At 65.9% G+C, this 20442-nt stretch carries 16 protein-coding genes and 1 other RNA gene; 7 read left to right on the forward strand and 10 right to left on the reverse strand.

The features are described 5' to 3' along the window. Nucleotides 1-159: 159 nt before the first annotated feature. The 4 genes from GGR73_RS17765 to GGR73_RS17780 all read right to left on the reverse strand — a co-directional run bounded on the left by GGR73_RS17765 (nt 160) and on the right by GGR73_RS17780 (nt 4827). Nucleotides 160-1368, reverse strand: coding sequence for an FtsX-like permease family protein (locus tag GGR73_RS17765; protein WP_184458147.1), 1209 nt, complete (start codon nt 1366-1368; stop codon nt 160-162). A gap of 62 nt (nt 1369-1430) precedes the next feature. Next, the gene (locus GGR73_RS17770) at nt 1431-2723 is read right to left on the reverse strand and encodes an ABC transporter permease (RefSeq protein ID WP_184379344.1); all 1293 of its coding nucleotides are present in this window, start codon (nt 2721-2723) and stop codon (nt 1431-1433) included. Between the two features lie 11 nt (nt 2724-2734). Beyond that, complete coding sequence (locus tag GGR73_RS17775) at nt 2735-3454, reverse strand: ABC transporter ATP-binding protein (protein ID WP_184458149.1); 720 nt, start codon at nt 3452-3454, stop codon at nt 2735-2737. A gap of 101 nt (nt 3455-3555) precedes the next feature. Next, complete coding sequence (locus GGR73_RS17780) at nt 3556-4827, reverse strand: efflux RND transporter periplasmic adaptor subunit (RefSeq protein WP_184458151.1); 1272 nt, start codon at nt 4825-4827, stop codon at nt 3556-3558. Nucleotides 4828-5031: 204 nt separating this feature from the next. Between GGR73_RS17780 and glmS the strand changes: the two genes are divergently transcribed. From glmS to GGR73_RS17800, 4 genes are all read left to right on the forward strand, one after another. Further along, complete coding sequence (gene glmS, locus GGR73_RS17785; protein WP_102580587.1) at nt 5032-6861, forward strand: glutamine--fructose-6-phosphate transaminase (isomerizing); 1830 nt, start codon at nt 5032-5034, stop codon at nt 6859-6861. Between the two features lie 336 nt (nt 6862-7197). After that, entirely contained in the window at nt 7198-7671 is a 474-nt protein-coding gene (locus GGR73_RS17790) for a hypothetical protein (protein WP_024938393.1), read from the forward strand. Between the two features lie 228 nt (nt 7672-7899). Further along, complete coding sequence (locus GGR73_RS17795) at nt 7900-9048, forward strand: hypothetical protein (protein WP_184458153.1); 1149 nt, start codon at nt 7900-7902, stop codon at nt 9046-9048. Nucleotides 9049-9147: 99 nt separating this feature from the next. Beyond that, nucleotides 9148-9224: non-coding RNA, sX9 sRNA (locus tag GGR73_RS17800), on the forward strand. A 131-nt stretch (nt 9225-9355) separates the two neighbouring features. Here GGR73_RS17800 and gloA read toward each other — a convergent pair. The 4 genes from gloA to GGR73_RS17820 form a co-directional block, all read right to left on the reverse strand. Continuing rightward, complete coding sequence (gene gloA, locus GGR73_RS17805; protein WP_104595032.1) at nt 9356-9880, reverse strand: lactoylglutathione lyase; 525 nt, start codon at nt 9878-9880, stop codon at nt 9356-9358. Nucleotides 9881-10100: 220 nt separating this feature from the next. After that, nucleotides 10101-11171 (reverse strand): copper resistance protein B, encoded by a 1071-nt coding sequence (locus tag GGR73_RS17810; protein WP_456363001.1) that lies wholly within the window; start codon nt 11169-11171, stop codon nt 10101-10103. Nucleotides 11172-11404: 233 nt separating this feature from the next. After that, nucleotides 11405-13240 (reverse strand): copper resistance system multicopper oxidase, encoded by a 1836-nt coding sequence (locus GGR73_RS17815; RefSeq protein WP_184458244.1) that lies wholly within the window; start codon nt 13238-13240, stop codon nt 11405-11407. An 82-nt stretch (nt 13241-13322) separates the two neighbouring features. Then, on the reverse strand, nt 13323-13724 hold the full coding sequence (locus GGR73_RS17820; protein ID WP_184458155.1) for a CopL family metal-binding regulatory protein: 402 nt from the start codon (nt 13722-13724) through the stop codon (nt 13323-13325). 133 nt (nt 13725-13857) lie between these two features. Between GGR73_RS17820 and GGR73_RS17825 the strand changes: the two genes are divergently transcribed. Both GGR73_RS17825 and GGR73_RS17830 read left to right on the forward strand, forming a co-directional pair. Beyond that, on the forward strand, nt 13858-14961 hold the full coding sequence (locus tag GGR73_RS17825; protein WP_104595036.1) for a PLP-dependent cysteine synthase family protein: 1104 nt from the start codon (nt 13858-13860) through the stop codon (nt 14959-14961). A 99-nt stretch (nt 14962-15060) separates the two neighbouring features. Beyond that, the gene (locus tag GGR73_RS17830; RefSeq protein WP_184458157.1) at nt 15061-17085 is read left to right on the forward strand and encodes a M3 family metallopeptidase; all 2025 of its coding nucleotides are present in this window, start codon (nt 15061-15063) and stop codon (nt 17083-17085) included. Between the two features lie 96 nt (nt 17086-17181). Here GGR73_RS17830 and fabB read toward each other — a convergent pair whose 3' ends face one another. Further along, on the reverse strand, nt 17182-18390 hold the full coding sequence (gene fabB / locus GGR73_RS17835) for a beta-ketoacyl-ACP synthase I (RefSeq protein WP_054592362.1): 1209 nt from the start codon (nt 18388-18390) through the stop codon (nt 17182-17184). Next, on the reverse strand, nt 18390-18905 hold the full coding sequence (gene fabA / locus GGR73_RS17840; protein WP_039522501.1) for a 3-hydroxyacyl-[acyl-carrier-protein] dehydratase FabA: 516 nt from the start codon (nt 18903-18905) through the stop codon (nt 18390-18392). Before fabA ends, fabB begins: the two co-directional genes overlap by 1 nt. A gap of 340 nt (nt 18906-19245) precedes the next feature. On the opposite strand from fabA, the gene dinB reads away from it, so the two are divergent. Continuing rightward, nucleotides 19246-20325 (forward strand): DNA polymerase IV, encoded by a 1080-nt coding sequence (dinB, locus tag GGR73_RS17845; protein WP_039525307.1) that lies wholly within the window; start codon nt 19246-19248, stop codon nt 20323-20325. The last annotated feature ends 117 nt before the right edge of the window (nt 20326-20442 follow it).

A 20442-nucleotide genomic window follows, 5' to 3' on the forward strand; every position in this document is an offset into this window, starting at 1 on the left:
AATCGGCATTGCCCAGGCCGCCGACGGCAAAGTCGCTTGTAGCGATGCTGCCATCGCGCAGGATCTGCGCAACATGGCCGTGTGCCGTGTGCCGTGTGCCGTGTGCCGCGTACCGCGTGTCAGCGGGTCGACAGCGACCGCTGACGCGCAGCGTGCGCATTACGCGCTGCGCGTGGCCACCGCCGGCGGCACCATCGCGGCGCGCCGTGCGGGCCCGTACACGGCGATCTGACCCAGCGCCCAGAGCAATAGTGCGCCGATGGGCAGATACAGCACCGGCAGGCGCGGCAATTCGTAGCGGGCCATCAGCCAGACATTGATCGAGTACGCCAGCAACATGCCGAGCACGATGCCGACTGAGGCCAGCAGAAAATTCTCGATCTGGAAGTAACGCAGGATCTGGCCGCGTGTGGCACCCAGTGCACGGCGGATGCCGATCTGCTTGGTGCGCTGCTGCACCCAGAAGCTGGCCAGGCCGACGATGCCCAGCGCGGTGACGATCAGCAGCGCGATGCTCATGGTGATCAGCAGCCAGGCCATGGAGCGATCCTGTCGATAGAAATTGCGCCGCATCTGCTCGAACACCTTCGGCTTTTCGATGATGCGGCTTGCGCTGTTCTTTTCCAGCGCTGCCACTGCCTGACGCAGCACCTCGTCACGACGCGCCGGATCGGTGCGTAGCAGATAGCGGCCGCCGTCCTTGTAGGTCATCTTGATCGGGGTCAGCATCGAATCGTCGTAAACAGCTGCGCCGCCATAGTCGTTGACGCGCGCCAGATGCTCCACGATGCCGACGATCTTCATGGGCGTGTCGCCGCGATAGATCGACTTCCCCAGGGCTGACTGGCCGGGGAACAGCTTGTCGGCTGCACTTCTGGTCAGGATGGCACTTGGGACGTTGGCCGTCTTGTCATCGGACCAGGTGAATTCGCCTTCCGTGAAACGGCGCCCCTGTACCAGCGTCAGGCCCATCGTATCCAGGGTCTGACTGTCCCCGGTGTAGTCGTTGACGTTGATCGTGGAGTTCTTCTGGTCAGCCGTCAGTTTCAGGCCGCTGACCCACATATTGTCGCCATAAGGAATCTGGCTGACGCTGGAGGCATATTTGACGCCGGGAATGCTACGAAGTGCAGCCAGGTCTGTCTCAGTGAGTGCGCGTGCGTCTTCATCGCGCCCGATACCGCTGATGCTGAGCGTCACCAGTTCGTTCTCTGCCAGACCGCTGGGGCGTTGTGTGCGCTCCAGGCGATCGCCGATCAGGAACAAGGCATTGGAGATGATGGCGCAACTGAGTGCCACCTCGAGCACGATCAGGGCAGCCGCCGTTTTGTGGCGCCGCAGGGTGGACAGAATGGGACGGATTTCCATGGGCGATTCCTTGAGAGGGGCTGGCGAAACGCTGCGAGAGGGCGCGCGGTTCGGAGGTCAGCTCACTGCGCTTTGAGTTGGATGGCCGGTGGCACGGTGCATGCGCGCCATGCGGGCAGCAGCCCGGCCACGATGCTGGCCACCAGCGCGAGGGCAAACGTGGCCAGCAACATTGCCGGATCCAGCCTTGCCAGGTCGGCATATTGAGCGGGTTGTTGACGCACCCCCCACAGCCCCAACGCGGCAAGACCGAGCCCCAGGATGCCGCCGACCAGACCGATGGTTCCTGCCTCGACCAGGGACTGCGCGAAGATGCTGCGCTTGGTTGCGCCCAGTGCCCGGCGCACGCCGATCTCTCCACTGCGTCGCATGAACTTGGCCAGCAACAGGCCGACGGTATTGACCAGGCACACCAGCAGGAACCCGAACGCCAGCCAGGTCTGCAGGCGCACATCGCTGGGAACGACCTTCTTGAAGTCCAGCCACTCCATCACGCTGCGCAGCTGGACGTTCGTGGGTTGCTCGAAGCGCCCGGCCCGTCGCTGTTGATCCGAATAGTTCTCCAGGTACTGACGGTACGCAGTGACCTTCTGTGGCGTATCCAGTTGCACCCAGTACTGGACCCAGGAACAGGCTGCGTTGATATCTTCCGGCGAACTGCTTTCGCCCCAGCACGAACGCTGTCCACTGTTTGAGAGTTTCAGTTCCATTGCGGTACTGAACGGCAGGAAGACCTGCTCGGACTTGTCGTAGGCCTGGCCACCCAGGTTGTAGAACGCTGGGGTCAACCGCCATTCGCGAACAACACCCACAACCCGCATGATGTTGCGATTGACGTTCACCGTGCGGCCGACGCTGTCCTCACCATGGAAGAGCTTCTTGTTCAGTGCTTCGGAGATCACCACCACCCGTGCACGGCTGCCATCATCATTCACCGTCCAAGGGCCGCCATAAAGGAAGGGCACATTGAACATGGGGAAGAAATCAACGGACGTGTAACGCGCGTCCAGCATCATTGGCCGCAACGTGGTGTTGTCCGGCTCCAGCGGAACGGTGCCTGCGGTCATCATGACCTGACGGTCTCCACGCTTTTCCCGTAGCAGCGCCTCGGCATCGAAGCGGGTCAACTGATCCAGTGCATCGTCTTCTTGGTAGCCCAACGAACGCGCATCGAGCTGCGGATGAAACAGCGTGCCGCTTTTCCCCGGCAACGGATCGCCAGACAGGATGTAGAACACCGTCAGGGTGGTCATGCTGGCGCCGATGCCGAGCGCGATGGCCAGCACCATCAGCGCGGTGAGCACCTTGTTGCGGCGGAAGCTGCGTAAGGCAAGATTGAAGTAGTAGCCGAACATGGATGTGCCTCTTACTCGGCCGGGGCGGCGGCGCTGTCGCGCGCGCGCATCAGGGTGGGGTTGCGTTCCAGGTCGGTGGCCTGGCCGTCGACGATATGCACGTTGCGCTGCGCGCGTGCGGCCAGTTCCGGGTCGTGGGTGACCATGACGATGGTGGTGCCCTGGCTGTTGATCTCTTCCAGCAGTTCCATCACCCCGCGTGCCATCTGCGAGTCCAGGTTGCCGGTGGGTTCGTCGGCCAGCAACAGGCGCGGGCTGCCGGCCAGCGCACGCGCGATGGCGGCACGCTGCTGCTGGCCACCGGACAGCTCGGTGGGGTAGTGCTTCAAGCGCGAGCCCAGGCCGACCTTGGTCAAGGCTTCTTCGATGCGCTGCTTGCGCTCGGCCGCGGCCATGCCGCGATAGCGCAGCGGCACATCGACGTTGTCGAACAGGTTGAGATCGGGAATCAGATTGAAGCCCTGGAAGATGAAACCGATCTTGCGGTTGCGCAAGCGCGAACGCGCGTCGTCGGACAGGTGGCTGACGTCTTCGCCGTCGAGCAGGTACTGCCCGCTGGTGAAGGTCTCCAGCAGCCCGGCCAGGTTGAGGAAGGTGGTCTTGCCCGAGCCGGAGGGGCCGGTGACCGCAACGAATTCGCCTTCGCGCACATGCAGGTCCAGCGAGCGCAGCGCGTGCGTTTCCACCTGTTCGGTGCGGAAGACCTTGGAGACCGATTGCATCTTGAGCATTGCCGATTCCTTTACGAATGAGGTGTGTGCGAAAGAGATTGAGAGTGGCTGACACACCGTGGCGAGCAGCCTGACGGCTGCGCGGCAGGTGCTGGCCGCCTTTAGTGAACGGTGACGCGCGGTGCATCCCCGAAGTTGTCTGCACCGGAGACCACCACGCGGTCGCCGACCTGCAGCCCGGACAGCACCTGCACCTCGCCCAGGCTGCTGACACCCATGCGCACCGGACGGCGCACCGCGGTGTTGCCATCCATCACATAGGCGTAGCTGCCGCCGGATTGTTCGACGAACGGGCCGCGCTCGACCTTGAGCACGTTGCGGCGCGTGTCCATCACCACGCGTGCGCTCATGCGCTGGCTCTGGCGCAGGCCCGGCGGCTGCTTGTCGGCAAAGCGGATGCGCGCGGTGACTTCGCCATTGACCACTTCCGGCGACACCGCCGAGATCGCGCCCGGGAACGGCTCGCCATTGCCGCTGGTGAGCTGCGCCGGCATGCCGATTGCCAGATCGCGCGCAAAACTTTCCGGCACCTTGATCTCCACTTCGAACTTGGACAGGTCCACCACGCCCAGGATCGGCGCGTTCGCCGCGACCTGGGTGTGCTGCACCGCCTGCACCTGGCCGACCTGGCCATCGAACGGCGACAGCAGCGTGAGCGCATCGACCTGGCGCTTCACCTCGGCCACCACCGCGCGCTGGCGGTCGGCGAGCAGGCGCTTGTTGCGCGAATCCAGGTCCGCGCCCTGGCTCTTCAGCGACGCATCCCGCTGGGCGTGCTGCAGGTCGATGTCGGTCTTCTTCAAGGTGTCCTGCGCCTTGGCCAGCTCCACCTGCGGCACCGCGCCGCCATCGTAGCCGCGCTGGTAGCGCTCCAGGTCGCGCGTGGCGGCCTGCTTGTCGATCTTGGCCTGGTCAGTGAGCTTGCTGGCCGTGGCGCGGGCCAGGGTGGCATCCAGGGCGGCGCGGCTGGACTCGGCTTCCAGCCCGGCCAGGGTGGCCTGCTCCTGCGCCAGCTTGCTGCGCAGCTCCGGGCTGTCGATACGGGCCAGCTCCTGGCCCTGCTTGACCACGTCGCCGGCCACCACGCTCAGCGTCACCGTGCCGGCCGAGATGGCGTACAGCACCGGGCTGTTGGCGGCGATGACGCGCCCGTCGGCGGCGATGTCGCGCACCAGGTCGCCCTGGCTGACCGTGGCGATCCGCACCCGGCTGGCATCGAACGAGCGGCTGCCGGCGCTCCACGCGGTGACTGCCCAGCCGATGCCGGCCAATACCGCGACCACCGCGATGCCGGGCCATAGCCAGCGGCGCCAGGGCGCGCTCTGGGCGGGTGTACGGAGAACCTGGTCCTGGGCGGAGGTATCGCGAATCATGGTCGGCTGGCTCGGTGGCGTGACGGTGATAAAGCAGGGTCTGTGCCAACCTCCAAGTCGTTGAATGCAATCGCTTTTAGATGTTTGCGGCCAGTGTCCGCAGTGTCCGCGGACACTGGTGCGGACACGCTGTCCGGGCATGGTCATGCAGCGGACAAGAGCGGACACGCTAAAATGCCCGGCTTCGTCCTCAAGGGTTGTCCTATGTGCGGCATTGTCGGAGCGATCGCCGGGCGCGATGTGGTCCCGGTCCTGATCGAAGGACTCAAGCGCCTTGAGTACCGCGGCTACGATTCCTCCGGCATCGCCGTGCTCGATGGCGCGCAGGTACGCCGCGTGCGCCGCACCGGGCGCGTGGCGGAGATGGCGCAGGCCGCGCAGGCCGAGCAGTTCGGCGCGACGCTGGGCATCGGCCACACCCGCTGGGCCACCCATGGCGGCGTCACCGAGGCCAATGCGCACCCGCACATCAGTGACGGCGTGGCACTGGTGCACAACGGCATCATCGAGAACCACGAACAGCAACGCGAGAAGCTGCGCGCGCTGGGCTACACCTTCGAGTCGCAGACCGATACCGAAGTGATCGCGCACCTGATCCATCACCATCTGGGCAGCGCGGGCGACCTGTTGACCGCGCTGCAGCGCACCGTCAAGGAGCTCACCGGTGCCTACGCGCTGGCGGTGATGAGCCAGGCCGAACCGGAGCGCTTCGTCTGCGCGCGCATGGGCTGCCCGCTGCTGATCGGCGTGGGCGAGGGCGAGAACTTCGTCGCCTCCGATGTCTCGGCCATCGTGCAGGCCACCCGCCAGGTGATCTTCCTGGAAGAGGGCGACACCGCCGACCTGCGCCGCGATGGTGTGCGCATCTTCGATGGCAACGACGCCCCGGTCGAACGCCCGCTGCATCTGTCGGACGTGTCGCTGGCATCGCTGGAACTGGGCCCGTTCCGCCATTTCATGCAGAAGGAAATCCACGAGCAGCCGCGTGCGTTGGCCGATACCATCGAGGCGGCGATCGATGCCAAGGGCTTCCCTGCGTCATTGTTCGGCGCCAATGCCGAAGCGGTGTTGCGCGACATCGACGGCGTGCAGATCCTGGCCTGCGGCACCAGCTACTACGCCGGCATGACTGCGCGCTACTGGATCGAAGCCATCGCCGGGCTGCCGTGCAGCGTGGAGATCGCTAGCGAATACCGCTACCGTGCCGCCTATGCCAATCCCAGGCACCTGATCGTCACCATCTCCCAGTCCGGCGAAACGCTGGACACGATGGAGGCGTTGAAATACGCCAAATCGCTGGGGCACCTGCACACCTTGTCGATCTGCAACGTGCCCGAAAGCGCGATTCCGCGCGCCAGCGAACTGGTCTGCTACACACGTGCCGGCGCCGAGATCGGCGTGGCCTCGACCAAGGCGTTCACCACCCAGCTGGCGGTGTTGTTCCAGCTCACCATGGTGCTGGGCAAGTTGCAGGGGCGCATCAGCGAGGCCGAGGAAGCGGAGTATCTGGAGCAGCTGCGCTTCCTGCCGGGCAGCGTGCAGCACGCGCTGAATCTGGAGCCGCAGATCATGGCCTGGGCCGAGCGTTTTTCGGCCAAGGAAAACGCATTGTTTCTCGGCCGCGGCCTGCATTACCCGATCGCGCTGGAAGGCGCGCTCAAGCTCAAGGAAATCTCCTATATCCACGCCGAGGCGTATCCGGCCGGCGAGTTGAAGCACGGCCCGCTGGCCCTGGTGGACGCGGCGATGCCGGTGGTGGTGATCGCGCCGAACGATCGCCTACTGGAAAAGGTCAAATCCAACATGCAGGAAGTGCGCGCCCGTGGCGGCGAGCTGTTCGTGTTCGCCGATCAGGACAGCCACTTCAGCGAGTCCGAAGGCGTGCACGTGATCCGCACCCCGCGCCACGCCGGCGTGCTGTCGCCGGTGATCCACACCATCCCGGTGCAGTTGCTGGCCTACCACACCGCACTGGCGCGCGGCACGGACGTGGACAAGCCGCGTAACCTGGCCAAATCGGTGACGGTGGAGTAGCGCGGCCGATCGAGGGGGCTGCGCTCGCCGCGATCAGCGTCGCGGCCGCCGGGTGCGGCATCTCCCTGCATGCGCTGTGGCTCGGTGCGCATGCCCAACGACTGCCCGCCCTGTTTCTTTGTCGCGATTGCCTGCAGCCTGCGGACATCGGTGGCGTTGCTGGGGCCCCGCGTCGGTATCGCCCAGTGTCCGCGTGGAGGCGTGTTTCGCAACGTGCCCGGGTCGCTGCCGGTGCCGCAGCAACCCAAGCTTGGCAGACTGCTGCTCCGGCTGCCAACGCGATGGCCCAGGTTATGCATACGCTTCCTGCGAGGGTCCCATCACGCAGGAGGACGTATGCACGAGTCTTTCAAACAGGGCGCGCCGGCGGAATTGTGGCAGGCGTTGGTACGTGAGGCGGGGCAGCGGATTGCACAGCCGCTGGACGAATCGCGCGAGCATTATCTGGTTTTCGTGTTGCTGCGCCTGCAGCGCGATGCGCAGCTGTTTTCGCGCACGCAGGCCCTGGCCTGGTTGCACGCGCACGACCAGATCGGCAGTCTGCGGGCCGATGCATTGCGCGACATCGGAGATCAATGCCTGCTGATTGCAGGCCTGTTTCCCGGGATTGCGCAGCGCCGGCGGCTCAGCGTCGATTACTTCATCGCGTTGGGCCGCGGCGCGTATTTCGAAGTAGCCGACACGCGTTACAGCGATGCGGGTCTGTTCGCGCAGTTGGCCGCCACCTATCGCGAGTTGGTCCGCACGCTTGCGGCGCTGCGCCCGCCGCGCGAGTGGCAGCGCAGTCACGGCGGGCTGCTGCATGCGTAGATAAGCATCACTTCCGGGGCCGTCCCTACAGCTGTGGGGACCGCCCCGACTGCCAATTGCGCATGATGCGCTCACACTAAGTTCGCAACTGAGCGTTCTAGCCGACTGCGGACCGTTGTCTGATGGACCAAAGCACTGTGCCGTTGATCGCTGTCCGCGCGATCTGACAGTGTCATGTCGCATTGCGTGGGGGACACGCAATGCGACGCTCTCCAGGGGAAGGAATCCATGAAAGCATTAATTGCAGTGGCGATCTCGGTGCTAAGCGGCGCCGCAATGGCCAGCGATGTTCCGCCCGGTTATGCGGGCGTGGGCGGCATGACCTTGCAGGACATCGACCCGGCCATCTATGCCTATCACTACGACCATGGCTTCGTTGGCGAAGACGCGATGGGGTGGGATCCGGCGCTGCAGTTCGCCTGGTCGCGCATCGCTGCGGCCAAGGTCTGCGGCCAGCAGCCTGTCGAGCAGGACGCCATCGTTGCCAGGCTGGTTGCGCAGTACGGCCAGGATGCGGCCGTGCATCAAGTCAACGGCATCGCATTTCATGAAGTGCAGATGCGTGCCTCCAGCGCGTTCTGTACCGCCACCCGTGGTGCCGAGGCGGTGGCAGTGGTGCCCGCATTTGCCAACGGCGATTTTTCGACGGCAACGACCTATGCCGCGGCTGCAGTTGCCGGCACGCTGTCGGTCGCCGAGACACAGCAACAGCCCTCCGCACAGACGCAGGGCGATGCCGACGCAGCCATTGCACCATCGGCGGATTGGGCGTTGCAGCTGCCGTTGCATGCCAGCATGCGCGTGGGGTCCAACGGCCTGCCCAACGGCGACGAAATGTTGCGCGTGGTGCGGCGCGGGCACACCGGGGCAGTGGTGGGCCTGCAGATCGCCACCAGCCTGTTCACACGTGGCGTCGCAGTGTCGGCCTTCGGCAAGGGGCAGCTGAAAGGCGAAAAGATGGAGGGCGTGGGCAATCCCGGCTATCAACTGCAGCGCGATGCGGTCAATGCGCGCCTGAAGAGCTACTTCACTGGGCATCCGGCAGCACTGCCGGCGGAGCCTTTCCCGCTGCAGGTCCTGATGTCCGATTGGCTGCTCGTCTACCAGAGCCTGGCCGATACCAAGTCGCCCTACGAGTTGCGCTACGCGGTGACGATCGGCGGCGAACGCTCCGGACTGTTGAAGCGCAAGGCGAGTCCGGTCAATCTGGACTGCGCGCCTACACCGCGCACCGCATCGCTTGAGGAGTGGGAGGCAAACGACTACGCGCTGGTCAAGCAGACCGCGCAGGCCTACAGCGAGGAATGCGCCGCAAAATTTGCCGAGCAGTTACCGCAGTGGTTCCCGGATAGAGAGGCAGTTGCCACCTCCAATTGAGGCAACGCGTGATGCTGCAGGATGGCGCCTGCATCTAGGAGTGGCTACCAAAACTACTGCGCCGCGGTCAGGCGGGCGCGGCCGGTGCTCGGAATCGGTATGTGCCACTCGTACGTTCCGGTTCTGAGCGCGCCGTCCGCGCCCACCTGATGACCGCGCGCTAGGTTGCGTTAGCCGCTGGAAGTGCGCTGCGCGCATCCAACCGGGTGGGCGTTCTCTGCCGACATACCCTGCTCGAAAGCGAAATACCGACAGTGCATGTGCCTGAAACAAGAATGCCCGGGAACCCCGGGCATTTTGTTATGGGTTACGCCAGCGGCGTATTGGAAATGATCTCCACCCAGTAGCCGTCCGGGTCCTTGATGAAGGCCAGGTGCTTCATGCGGCCGTCTTCCAGGCGTTTCTGGTACGGCACGTTGAGGCTGTCGAAACGTGCGCAAGCGGCGTGGATGTCGGGCACCGAGATGCAGATGTGGCCGAAGCCGCGCGGGTCGCTGTTGCCGTCGTGGTAGACCGGGCCGTCCTGGGTTTCGGTGCCGTGGTTGTGGGTGAGTTCGAGCACGCCGGGGATGCCGGCCATCCACAGCCGACGCGCTGCATCGTCGTCGGGGATGGCGGTGCCGTCGGGCAGCAGGGCCAGGAAGTACAGGCTGAACTGCGCATCCGGAAAATCACGTGCGTCCAGCAGGCGGAAGCCCAGCACGCGCGTGTAGAAATCCAGCGAACGCTGCGCATCCTTGACGCGCAGCATGGTGTGGTTGAACACGAAACCGGCAGTGTCGGCAGGTGCGGCGCTGGCGCCGGGGACGTGTTGCAGGTCGGTCAAAGGCATTGCGGTCTCCTCGATGGAATGCGGGGGCAGGTCAGGCTGCACTGGAGGTGGATGTTAGCGGGGCAATGGTTGTCGGCATGTCTGCACCGTGTGCGTCGGCGGTCTGGCCGCGCCGCTATCTGATTGATCGCGCGCGGCGGCACGAACTGTGCTGTTCAAGGCCGTGGCATGGGCCTGCATCCGAATACGAACGGTCAGGCCCATGCGCACAGCGGTTGTCTCAGAACCAGATGCGCAGGCCGGCAACAAACCGGCTGTCGCGTGCAGGCTCATCGTCGATCACGGTGCGGTGGGCGGTGTCGCCGAAACTGCGGCTGTGCACCCAGCCGATATAGGGCGCGAAGCGGCGGGTGATTTCGTAGCGCAGCCGCAGGCCCACCTCGACCTGCTCCAACCCGCTGCCGACGTCGCGCCGGTCATCGTCGGTGAGGGCAATAGTGGCTTCCACGCGCGGCTGCAGGATCAGCCGATTGGTGAGCAGCACCTCGTATTCGCCCTCCAGTCGCAGCGCGGCACGGCTGCCGCTGCCGACATAGAGCGTGGCTTCGGTCTCGAACTTGTAGGGCGCCAGGCCCTGCACGCCGAAGGCGGCCCAACTGCGCTGCTCACCCGCTCCGATGTCCTGACGTGCGCCGACCAGCAGGTCCCACCACGGCGAGATGGCGTGGCCATAGAACGCCTCCACCGATGCGGCCTGCGTGCGCCCGTCCTGCCGCTCGCCTTCGCTGCGCAACCAGAGCCGGTCGATATCGCCGCCGATCCAGGCGCGCGCTTCCCAGTCCTGGCCACTGCCGCGCGTGGTGTCGAAGGCTTCCAGTCGATCCAGCAACACGTAGTGATTGATGCCTGGCGCGTGCATCGCATGGTGTTGCAAGGGGGCGAATGCCGCCGCGATCTCCTCGGCAGTGGGCTCGGGGATCGGCGTACGTGGCAGTGCGTCGGTGCCGGGCGATGCCGGTGTTTGCGTCACCGCTTCGGCATGCGGCGCGTGCTCCATGTCGGAGTGATCCATCGCCCCATGCTGTTGCCCGTGCTGCATCGACGCATGATCCATCGATGCGTGCTCCATTGCATCGTGGTCGCTGTCTGCCTGTGATTGCCGGGCGTGGTCCAGTTGTGGATTTGCAGAGGTCTGGTGTGCGGCGTGCTGGACATCGGCGTGCTGCATGCCTGCGTGGTGCATCGATGTCGGCGCTGCCGAAACGTCGGCCTGCACCGGGCGTTGCGCAGGCGTGCTGTCAGCAGCGTTTGCCGATGCCGATGCAGTGCTGGAGTGCTGCGCGTGCTGCATCTGCGCATGCTCCATTTGCATCGCCTCTGCGCTCTGCTGCGCGGATGGCGGCGATGCCTCCGTTGCGATGGATGTCTGCGGCTGGGCCGCCGTTGCCTGGTCGGCTATCTGCATTGCATGTGCGCCGTCGGCATGCGCGGATGATTCCATCGCTGCATGCTGATGCTCCTGTGCAGTGGCCGATGCGCTCAGTAGCAGTGCGAGTAGCGTCCTGTATTGCGTCCGTGGCGTACTCATGCCTCCACCCGCACTTCGCGCATCATGCCCGCTTCCATGTGGTACAGCAGATGGCAGTGGTAGGCCCAGCGGCCCAGCGCATCGGCGCGGACGCGATAGCTGCGGCGTGTGCCGGGCGGCATGTCGATGGTGTGCTTGCGCAACTGGAAGTTACCATCGGCGTCTTCCAGATCGCTCCACATGCCGTGCAGGTGGATGGGGTGCTGCATCATGGTGTCGTTGACCAGCACGATGCGCAGCCGCTCGCCGTACTGCAGTCGCAAGGGCTCTGCCGAGGCGAAGGCGATGCCGTCGAACGACCAGGCAAATTTTTCCATATGCCCGGTCAGATGCAGTTCGATCTCGCGCCCGGGCTCGCGTCCATCCGGATCCTCGAACAGGCTGTGCAGGTCGGCGTAGCGCAGCACCCGGCGGCCGTTGTCGCGCAGGCCAACCCCGGGATCGTCCAGGCGCGGTGAAGTGGCATTGCCGCGCATGTCGATCAGCGGGTTGCCGTCTTCGCTGGCAGGGTGGTGCGGTGTCTTGCGCTGCGCATCGCCGCTTGCATGCCCGTGCGTCTGTGCGGCTGGCATCGGCATGGCCATCGCGTGTGCCGCATGCGGGTCGCTGTGCGGCGTGTCGGCGCCGTGCATGGCGTGACCTGCATGCGCCATGCCATCGCCGTGCCCCATGTCCTGCATGGTGAGGATCGCGCGTGGATCCAGCGCGGGAATCGGTGCCTGCAGCCCATGCCGCACCGCCAGCGTGCCGCAGGCGAATCCGGTGCGGCCCATGTCCTGCGCGAACACGGTAAACGCGTCCTGGCCGATGGGCTCGACAAGCACGTCGAAGGTCTCGGCCGCCGCAATGCGCAGCTCGTCCACGCTGACCGGATGCACGTACTGGCCGTCGGCGGCCACCACGGTCATGCGCAGGCCGGGGATACGGATGTCGAAGTAGGTCATCGACGAGCCGTTGATGAAACGCAGCAGTACCTTCTCGCCAGGCTTGAACAGGCCGGTCCAGTTGCCGGCCGGGGCGACGCCGTTGAGCAGGTAGGTGTAGGTGTTGGCGTTGACGTCGGACAGGTCGGTCGGGGTCATGCGCATGCGCCCCCACATGCCGCGGTCGGCCAGCGTTGCGCGCAGGCCGTCGTCGCGCGCATCGCGCAGGAAATCGCCCACCGTGCGCTGCGCGTAATTGTCGTGGCTGGGCATCTGCTTGAGCCGCCGGAACAGCGCGGCCGGGTCCAGGTCGGTCCAGTCCGAGAGCAGCACCACATGCTCGCGATCGTGCCGATACGGCGGCGGTGTCAGCGGGTCGATGACGATCGCGCCGTACAGGCCGGCCTGTTCCTGAAACATCGAATGGCTGTGATACCAGTAGGTGCCGGACTGGCGCAGCGCGAAGCGGTAGTGGTACTCCTGGCCCGGCGCGATGCCGTCGAAACTCATCCCCGGCACGCCGTCCATGTTGGCCGGCAGCAACAGGCCGTGCCAGTGCACCGAGGTGGGTTGGTCGGCCAGCGCGTTGCGCACGCGCACGCTGACCGTGTCGCCTTCGCGCCAGCGCAGCGTGGGGGCCGGCAGGCTCTGGTTGACGGTGATGGCGGGGCGGCGGCGCCCGGTGAGATTGACCGGCATGCGGTCGATCTGCAGCGACTGGCTGCTGCCGCGCAGGACCGGCGTGCTCACCGGGTTGGACGCACGCGCATCGCTGCGCCACAGGCCGGTGGTGGCGGCGACACCGCCCAGGGCCATGCCCTGAACGAAGCGGCGTCGGCTCAGGCCGCCGTTGGAGGGTGGATCGAAACAATTGGAATCGAAAGACATGACATCTCCGCTGCGGCCCACCGATGAAGGCGGACGCATCGCATCGCTTAGAAACCCCGCGCAGCAAGCGCGCGGGCCCGATGACGGCCAAGGCCGTCAGCGCTCAGGCGATGGGAGGTCGAACCGGTTGCTCGGGCACTGGACTGCCGCGCCCTTCGGCCAGGGTGGCAGGCAGGGTGGCGCGGCCAGGCAGGCCGGCGGGTACCGCAGGCAGGGTCAGCAAGGCGAGGCTGCAGTGCTGCAGGCAGTCGCAGCTGCCCAGCTTGCAGCAGTCGGCCGCGTGCGCGTGCCGGGTTTTATCGGGGGGATGCGCCGCAGCGGGCGGCGGCATGTCGGCATGGCACGGCATCGCGGCCGACATGGGCGCGTGCGCCATCGACGCGGTCGCAACCGTCCCGGCCGACGCCATCTCCGGCATCGCCATGCCCACCGACGCCCACGCGCCGGTGGCCGTATTGGCAACCAGGCACAGGCACAGCAGCAGGCGGAGCAGGCAACGCAGCACGGGCAGTCAGGGCGGGCAGTCAGGTGCGACGAGCATAGCACCGGCTTCCAGCTGTCCGCCCGATGACCCGCCCGCCGTGGCCGCGCGCCCGGTAGCGGTAGAATTGGCGCTTCCTTCGCCGCACAGTCCTGCCATGTCGCAGCGCCAGTGGGTGGCCGCCGCCATCCAGAAGATCGAGGCCGATTTCAACCGTTCGGCCGACACCCATCTGATTCCGATGGACCTGCCGGGTTTTCCGGGCATCGACCTGTATTTCAAGGACGAGTCCAGCCACCCGACCGGCAGCCTCAAGCACCGGCTGGCGCGCTCGCTGTTCCTGTACGCGCTGACCAACGGCTGGCTGCGGGCCGGGCGGCCGGTGATCGAGGCCTCCAGTGGCTCGACCGCCATCTCCGAGGCCTACTTCGCGCGGCTGCTGGGGGTGCCCTTCATCGCGGTGATGCCGGCCTCGACCTCGCCGGAAAAGATCGCCGCGATTCAATTCCAGGGCGGCCGCTGCCACCTGGTCGAGCGTGCCTGCGATCTGGACAGTGCCTCGCACCAGCTGGCGCGCGAGACCGGCGGCCACTTCATGGACCAGTTCACCTACGCCGAGCGCGCCACCGACTGGCGCGCCAACAACAACATCGCCGAATCGATCTTCAAGCAGCTGGCCGAGGAGCCGCATCCGATTCCCGACTGGATCGTCTGCAGCCCCGGCACCGGCGGCACCAGCGCCACGCTCGGCCGCTATGTGCGCTACCGGCGCCACGCCACCCGCATCCTCTGCGCCGACCCGGAAGTGTCGGTGTTTTTCGACGGCTATTGCCGCGCGGTGGACGGGCAGTGCCCCAAGGAGCTGGCCATCACCGGCGGCTCGCGCATCGAAGGCATCGGCCGCCCGCGGGTGGAGTCCAGCTTCATCGCCAGCTGCGTGGACGTGATGATCAAGGTGCCCGACGCCCTGAGCCTGGCCGCCATGCGCCATGTCAGTGCCACGCTCGGCCGCCGCGTCGGTGGCTCCACCGGCACCAACTTCGTCGGCGTGCTGCAGGCCGCCCAGCGCATGCGCCAGGCCGGCCGCAGCGGCTCCATCGTCACCATCCTGTGCGATGCCGGCGAGCGCTATGCGCACAGCTATTACGACCCGGCCTGGTACGTGGCGCGCGACATCGACGTCATCGACAGCGATGCGGCCATTGCCATCGCCGTCAACGGCGGCGACCTGCCTGCGCTGCCTTGTGCGGCGCTGGAATGACCGCCATATCCGATCAGCTGCTGGCAAAACCGCCGCGTCTGGCAACGTCTGCCAGCCCCTCGCCCTGATTCCTGATCCAGTCCACCGCCGGAGCGCCCCATGACCAACCCGCTGCTCGACCTGTCCGGACTGCCGTCCTTCGATGCGATCCGCCCCGAACACGTGGGCCCGGCAATCGACCAATTGCTGGCCGACGCCGAGGCCGCGGTGAAAGCGGCCGAGCAGGTCAGCCCGGTCAGCTGGGACAGCTTCGTGGTGCCGCTGGACGATGCCACCGAACGGCTGTGGCGTGCCTGGGGCCAGGTCGGCCATCTGCAGGCGGTGGTCAACACGCCGGAACTGCGCGAGGCCTACAACAGCAATCTGCCCAAACTCAGCCGCTTCGGCAGCGCGCTGGCGCAGAACCTGGCGCTGTATGCGCAATACAAGGCGCTGGCCGAAGCGCCGGAAGCGGCGCACTACGACGCCGCGCGGCGCAAGGTGCTGGAAAACGCGCTGCGCGATTTCCGCCTCGGCGGTGCCGAGCTGGATGACGCGTCCAAGGCGCGGTTTGCGCAGGTCCAGGAAGAACTGTCCGCACTGGCCGCCAAGTTTTCGCAGAACGTGCTCGATGCCACCGATGCATGGTCGTACGTGAGCGAAGACGCAACCGAGCTGTCTGGCCTGCCGGCCGAGGTGGTCGCCGCTGCACGTGCGGCCGCGGAAAAGGACGGCGTGCCGGGCTGGAAGCTGACCTTGCAGATGCCGTGCTATCTGCCGGTGCAGACCGACGCGGACAATCGCGAGCTGCGCGCGCGGCTGTATCGCGCCAACGCCGAGCGCGCCTCCGAGTTCGGCGATGCCGCGCTGGACAACAGCGCCAATATCGATCGTATCCTGGCCCTGCGCGCCGAACTGGCGCAGCTGCTCGGCTTTGCCAGTTACGCGGAGTATTCGGTCGCCACCAAGATGGCGCAAAGCCCGGATGAAGTGATGGGCTTCCTGCGCGATCTGGCAGTGCGCGCCAGGCCGTATGCGCGACGCGACCGTGCCGAGCTCGAAGCCTTCGCCCGCGACGAACTTGGCCTGGACGAACTGCAGGCCTGGGATCTGGCCTACGCCTCCGAGAAACTCAAGCAGGCGCGCTACAGCTTCTCCGAGCAGGAGGTGAAGCAGTACTTCACCGAGCCCAAGGTGCTGGCCGGTCTGTTCGATGTGATCCACAGCCTGTATGGCCTGACCGTCAAGCCCGATCGCGCGCCGGTCTGGCATGCGGATGTGCGCTTCTATCGTCTGGAAGACGCGCAGGGCGAGCTGGTCGGCCAGTTCTATCTGGACCTGTACGCGCGCGAAGGCAAGCGTGGCGGTGCGTGGATGGACGATTGCCGCAACCGCCGCGACACCGCCAACGGCGTGCAGACGCCGCTGGTGTATCTGGTGTGCAACTTCGGCCGTGGCAGTGGCGATATGCCGGCCACGTTCCGGCATGGCGAAGTCACCACGCTGTTCCATGAAATGGGCCACGGCCTGCATCAGTTGCTGACCCGCATCGGCGAGTTGGGCGTGGCCGGCATCAACGGCGTGGAATGGGACGCGGTGGAACTGCCGAGCCAGTTCATGGAGAACTTCTGCTGGGAATGGGAGCGCGTGCAGGCGATGACCGCGCACGTGCAGACCGGCGAGCCGCTGCCGCGCAACCTGTTCGACCGGATGCTGGCCGCACGCAATTTCCAGAGCGGCATGTTCACCGTGCGCCAGCTGGAATTTGCGTTGTTCGACATGCAGCTGCACAGCAGCTTCGACCCGACCCAGGACAACGTGCTGCAGCTGATCGAGCGCGTGCGCGACGAGGTGGCGGTCAACCGCCCGCCGGCATGGAATCGCTTCCCGCACCAGTTCAGCCATATCTTCGCCGGCGGTTATGCAGCCGGTTACTACAGCTACAAGTGGGCCGAAGTACTCAGTGCCGATGCCTACGCCGCCTTTGAAGAAGCGCCCGAACAGGTCGCTGACACCGGCGCACGTTTTCGTCATGAAGTGTTGTCGCGTGGCGGCAGCCGCAGCGCGGCCGACAACTTCCGCGCCTTCCGGGGGCGCGCGCCGAGCATCGACGCATTGCTGCGGCACAACGGCATGGCCGGCTGAACCGGGAGTGGGGAATCGGGATTGGGGAGTGGCAAGAGCGATCTCTCGACACAAATCCCCAATTCCCAATTCCGCGCGGCGCCCGGCGGCGCGCCGTCACACCCGGCCGAATACCAGTGCTGCGTTGGTGCCGCCGAAGCCGAAGCTGTTGGACATCACCGTGTTCAACGTGGCGTCCTGGGTCTGTCGCAGGATCGGGAAGCCTTCGGCGCGCGGGTCGAGTTCGTCGATATGCGCCGAGCCGGCCATGAAGCCGTCGCGCAGCATCAGCAGGCTGTAGATCGCCTCGTGTACGCTGGCCGCGCCCAAGGAATGGCCGGACAGCGCCTTGGTCGAGGACAGCGGCGGGATGTTGTCGCCGAACACCTCGCGTACCGCGCCCAGCTCGGTCACATCGCCCAGCGGCGTGGAGGTGCCGTGCGTGTTGAGGTAGTCGATCGGCTGCGTCAGGCCCTGCATGGCCATGTGCATGCAGCGCACCGCACCTTCGCCGCTGGGCGCCACCATGTCGGCGCCATCGGAGGTCACGCCATAGCCGAGCAGTTCGGCATGGATGCGTGCGCCGCGCGCGATGGCGTGGTCATAGTCTTCCAGCACCAGCATGCCGCCGCCGCTGCCGATGACAAAGCCGTCGCGCTGCGCATCGTAGGGCCGCGAGGCCACGGCGGGGCGATCGTTGAAGCCGGTGGACAGCGCGCCCATTGCATCGAACATCACGCTCATGGTCCAGTGCAGTTCTTCGCCGCCGCCGGCGAACATCACATCCTGCGCGCCGTGCCGGATCAGGTCCGCGGCCGCGCCGATGCAATGCGCCGAGGTCGCACACGCGGCCGACAGCGAATAGCTCAGGCCACGGATCTTGAACGCGGTCGCCAACGAAGCGGAGACCGACGAACACATCGTGCGCGGCACCATGTACGGGCCGACCTTGCGCACGCCACGGTTGCGCAGCAGATCGGCGGTTTCCACCTGCCACTGGCTGGATCCGCCACCGGAGCCGGCAATCAGGCCGGTGCGCAGGTCGCTGACCTGCTCGGCATCCAGTCCGGCATCGGCGATCGCATCGCGCATGGCCAGGTAGGCATAGGCCGAGGCATCGCCCATGAAGCGTTTGAGCTTGCGGTCGATCAGGCTGTCCAGATCCAGCGCCACCGCACCGCCGACCTGGCTGCGCAGGCCGGCGTCGGCATGATCGGGCAATGCGGTGATGCCCGAGCGGCTCTCGCGCAAGGCGCTGGAGACGGTGTCCAGATCATTGCCCAGGCAGGAAGTGATGCCCATTCCGGTGACGACGACGCGACGCATCAGAAATTCTCCGTTGAAGTGAACATGCCCACGCGCAGATCGTTGGCCGTATAGATTTCGCGCCCGTCCACCAGCATGCGTGCATCGGACTGGGCCATCACCAGCTTGCGGTTGATCACGCGGCTGATATCGATTTCGTAACTGACCAATTTCGCGCTCGGCAACACCTGGCCGGTGAACTTGACCTCGCCGCAGCCCAGCGCGCGGCCGCGGCCCGCTGCGCCGATCCAGGTGAGGAAGAAGCCGGTCAGCTGCCACATCGCGTCCAGGCCCAGGCAGCCGGGCATCACCGGGTCGTCGATGAAGTGGCAGCCGAAGAACCACAGGTCCGGGCGCACGTCGAGTTCTGCGCGGATCAGGCCCTTGCCATGCGCGCCGCCGCTGTCGTTGATCTCGGTGATGCGGTCGAACATCAGCATCGGGTCGTTGGGCAGGCGGGCACTGTCGGGTCCGAACAATTCCCCGCGCGCGCTGGCCAGCAATTGGTCGCGCGAGTACGCACTTTGACGAGTCATGACGAACGTTTCCTGCAAGAAGCGAAAGGCGAGGCCGGCAAGGGTGCATGAGGGCGCGCGGTTCAATCAAACGTTTTATCCGTACGCATGCGTGCTGTTTTCAGCCGGTTGCGCAGTGCGGCAAGCATGTGTGGCAGACAGGATCCAACGCGGATCACGGCATTCAGCGGAACGCGTCAGGCATGCCTGCTCGGCGTGGATCGGCACCCGGACAGACGCAGCAGAGCGTCCCGCCAGCGCTTGCGTCCGTTCGCGCCCAGGCTTGCGCGATGGCGCGGCGCAAAGCGTGAGACGCGGCTGATTTATCATGGTCCGACGTTTTCGGAGAGATGCCAGCTTGATGCGCAAGATCGTGCACGTGGACATGGATGCGTTCTACGCGTCCGTGGAGCAACGTGACGATCCATCGCTGCGCGGCAAGCCGGTGGTGGTGGCCTGGCGCGGTGCGCGCTCGGTGGTGTGCGCGGCCTCGTACGAAGCGCGCACCTATGGCATCCGTTCGGCCATGCCGGCGCTGCGTGCCGAGCGCCTGTGTCCGGATGCGGTATTCGTGCCGCCGGATTTTGCGCGCTACAAGGCGGTGTCGCGGCAGGTGCGCGAGATCTTCCATCGCCACACCGATCTGGTCGAGCCGCTGTCCCTGGACGAGGCCTATCTGGATGTCACGCAAGCCAAGACCGGCATGCAGCTGGCCACCGAAATCGCGCAACTGATCCGCAGCCAGATCCGCGAGGAAACCCAGCTCACCGCATCGGCCGGCATCGCACCGAACAAGTTCCTGGCCAAGATCGCCTCGGACTGGCGCAAGCCCGACGGGCAGTTCGTCATCGCGCCCAGTCGTGTCGATGCGTTCCTGCTGCCGCTGCCGGTCAACCGCATTCCCGGCGTGGGCAAGGTGATGGATGGCAAGTTGGCCGCGTTGGGGATCGTCACCGTCAGCGATCTGCGACTGCGTCCCCTGGAAGAGCTGCAAGCGCATTTCGGCAGCTTCGGGCAGAGCCTGTACCGCCGCGCACGCGGCATCGACGAGCGCCCGGTCGAGCCGGATCAGGAGGTGCAATCGGTATCCTCTGAAGATACCTTCAGCGAGGACATCGCGCTGGAGGCACTGGATCCGCACATCCTGCGCCTGGCCGAAAAGACCTGGCTGGCCACGCGGCGTACCGAGCGCATCGGGCGCACCGTGGTCCTCAAGTTGAAGACCTCCAACTTCCGCATCCTGACCCGCTCGTACACGCCAGATCAGCCACCGGCTTCGCTGGAGGCATTGGCGGAGATCGCGCTGGCGCTGACCCGGCGCGTGGAGTTGCCCGACGACACGCGCTATCGCCTGGTCGGGGTGGGATTGAGCGGTTTTAGCGACGCGGAAGAGGGCGCGGTGCAGGGCGAGTTATTTGGCGACATGCCGCCGGCGCAGTGAGCGCGTGGCGGCATGGCTGCTGCACCGCGGCCGCAGCGTGCGGTGCATGCAGCGATGACTGCAGCCACGCAGGCATCGACGCTGGCATCGGCCGTTCGCATCGCGCCACGGTGACGC

Source organism: Xanthomonas sp. F14 (assembly GCF_014199865.1).

What these genes read in the sequence shown, in the direction of transcription:
- gloA (WP_104595032.1), bottom strand. Translation starts at nt 9,880, where the DNA reads ATGCCTTTGACCGACCTGCAACACGTCCCCGGCGCCAGCGCCGCACCT.
- GGR73_RS17790 (WP_024938393.1), top strand. Translation starts at nt 7,198, where the DNA reads ATGCACGAGTCTTTCAAACAGGGCGCGCCGGCGGAATTGTGGCAGGCG.
- glmS (WP_102580587.1), top strand. Translation starts at nt 5,032, where the DNA reads ATGTGCGGCATTGTCGGAGCGATCGCCGGGCGCGATGTGGTCCCGGTC.
- GGR73_RS17780 (WP_184458151.1), bottom strand. Translation starts at nt 4,827, where the DNA reads ATGATTCGCGATACCTCCGCCCAGGACCAGGTTCTCCGTACACCCGCC.
- dinB (WP_039525307.1), top strand. Translation starts at nt 19,246, where the DNA reads ATGCGCAAGATCGTGCACGTGGACATGGATGCGTTCTACGCGTCCGTG.
- GGR73_RS17775 (WP_184458149.1), bottom strand. Translation starts at nt 3,454, where the DNA reads ATGCTCAAGATGCAATCGGTCTCCAAGGTCTTCCGCACCGAACAGGTG.
- GGR73_RS17770 (WP_184379344.1), bottom strand. Translation starts at nt 2,723, where the DNA reads ATGTTCGGCTACTACTTCAATCTTGCCTTACGCAGCTTCCGCCGCAAC.
- GGR73_RS17830 (WP_184458157.1), top strand. Translation starts at nt 15,061, where the DNA reads ATGACCAACCCGCTGCTCGACCTGTCCGGACTGCCGTCCTTCGATGCG.
- GGR73_RS17765 (WP_184458147.1), bottom strand. Translation starts at nt 1,368, where the DNA reads ATGGAAATCCGTCCCATTCTGTCCACCCTGCGGCGCCACAAAACGGCG.
- fabA (WP_039522501.1), bottom strand. Translation starts at nt 18,905, where the DNA reads ATGACTCGTCAAAGTGCGTACTCGCGCGACCAATTGCTGGCCAGCGCG.
- fabB (WP_054592362.1), bottom strand. Translation starts at nt 18,390, where the DNA reads ATGCGTCGCGTCGTCGTCACCGGAATGGGCATCACTTCCTGCCTGGGC.
- GGR73_RS17825 (WP_104595036.1), top strand. Translation starts at nt 13,858, where the DNA reads ATGTCGCAGCGCCAGTGGGTGGCCGCCGCCATCCAGAAGATCGAGGCC.
- GGR73_RS17795 (WP_184458153.1), top strand. Translation starts at nt 7,900, where the DNA reads ATGAAAGCATTAATTGCAGTGGCGATCTCGGTGCTAAGCGGCGCCGCA.
- GGR73_RS17810 (WP_456363001.1), bottom strand. Translation starts at nt 11,171, where the DNA reads ATGCAGCACGCGCAGCACTCCAGCACTGCATCGGCATCGGCAAACGCT.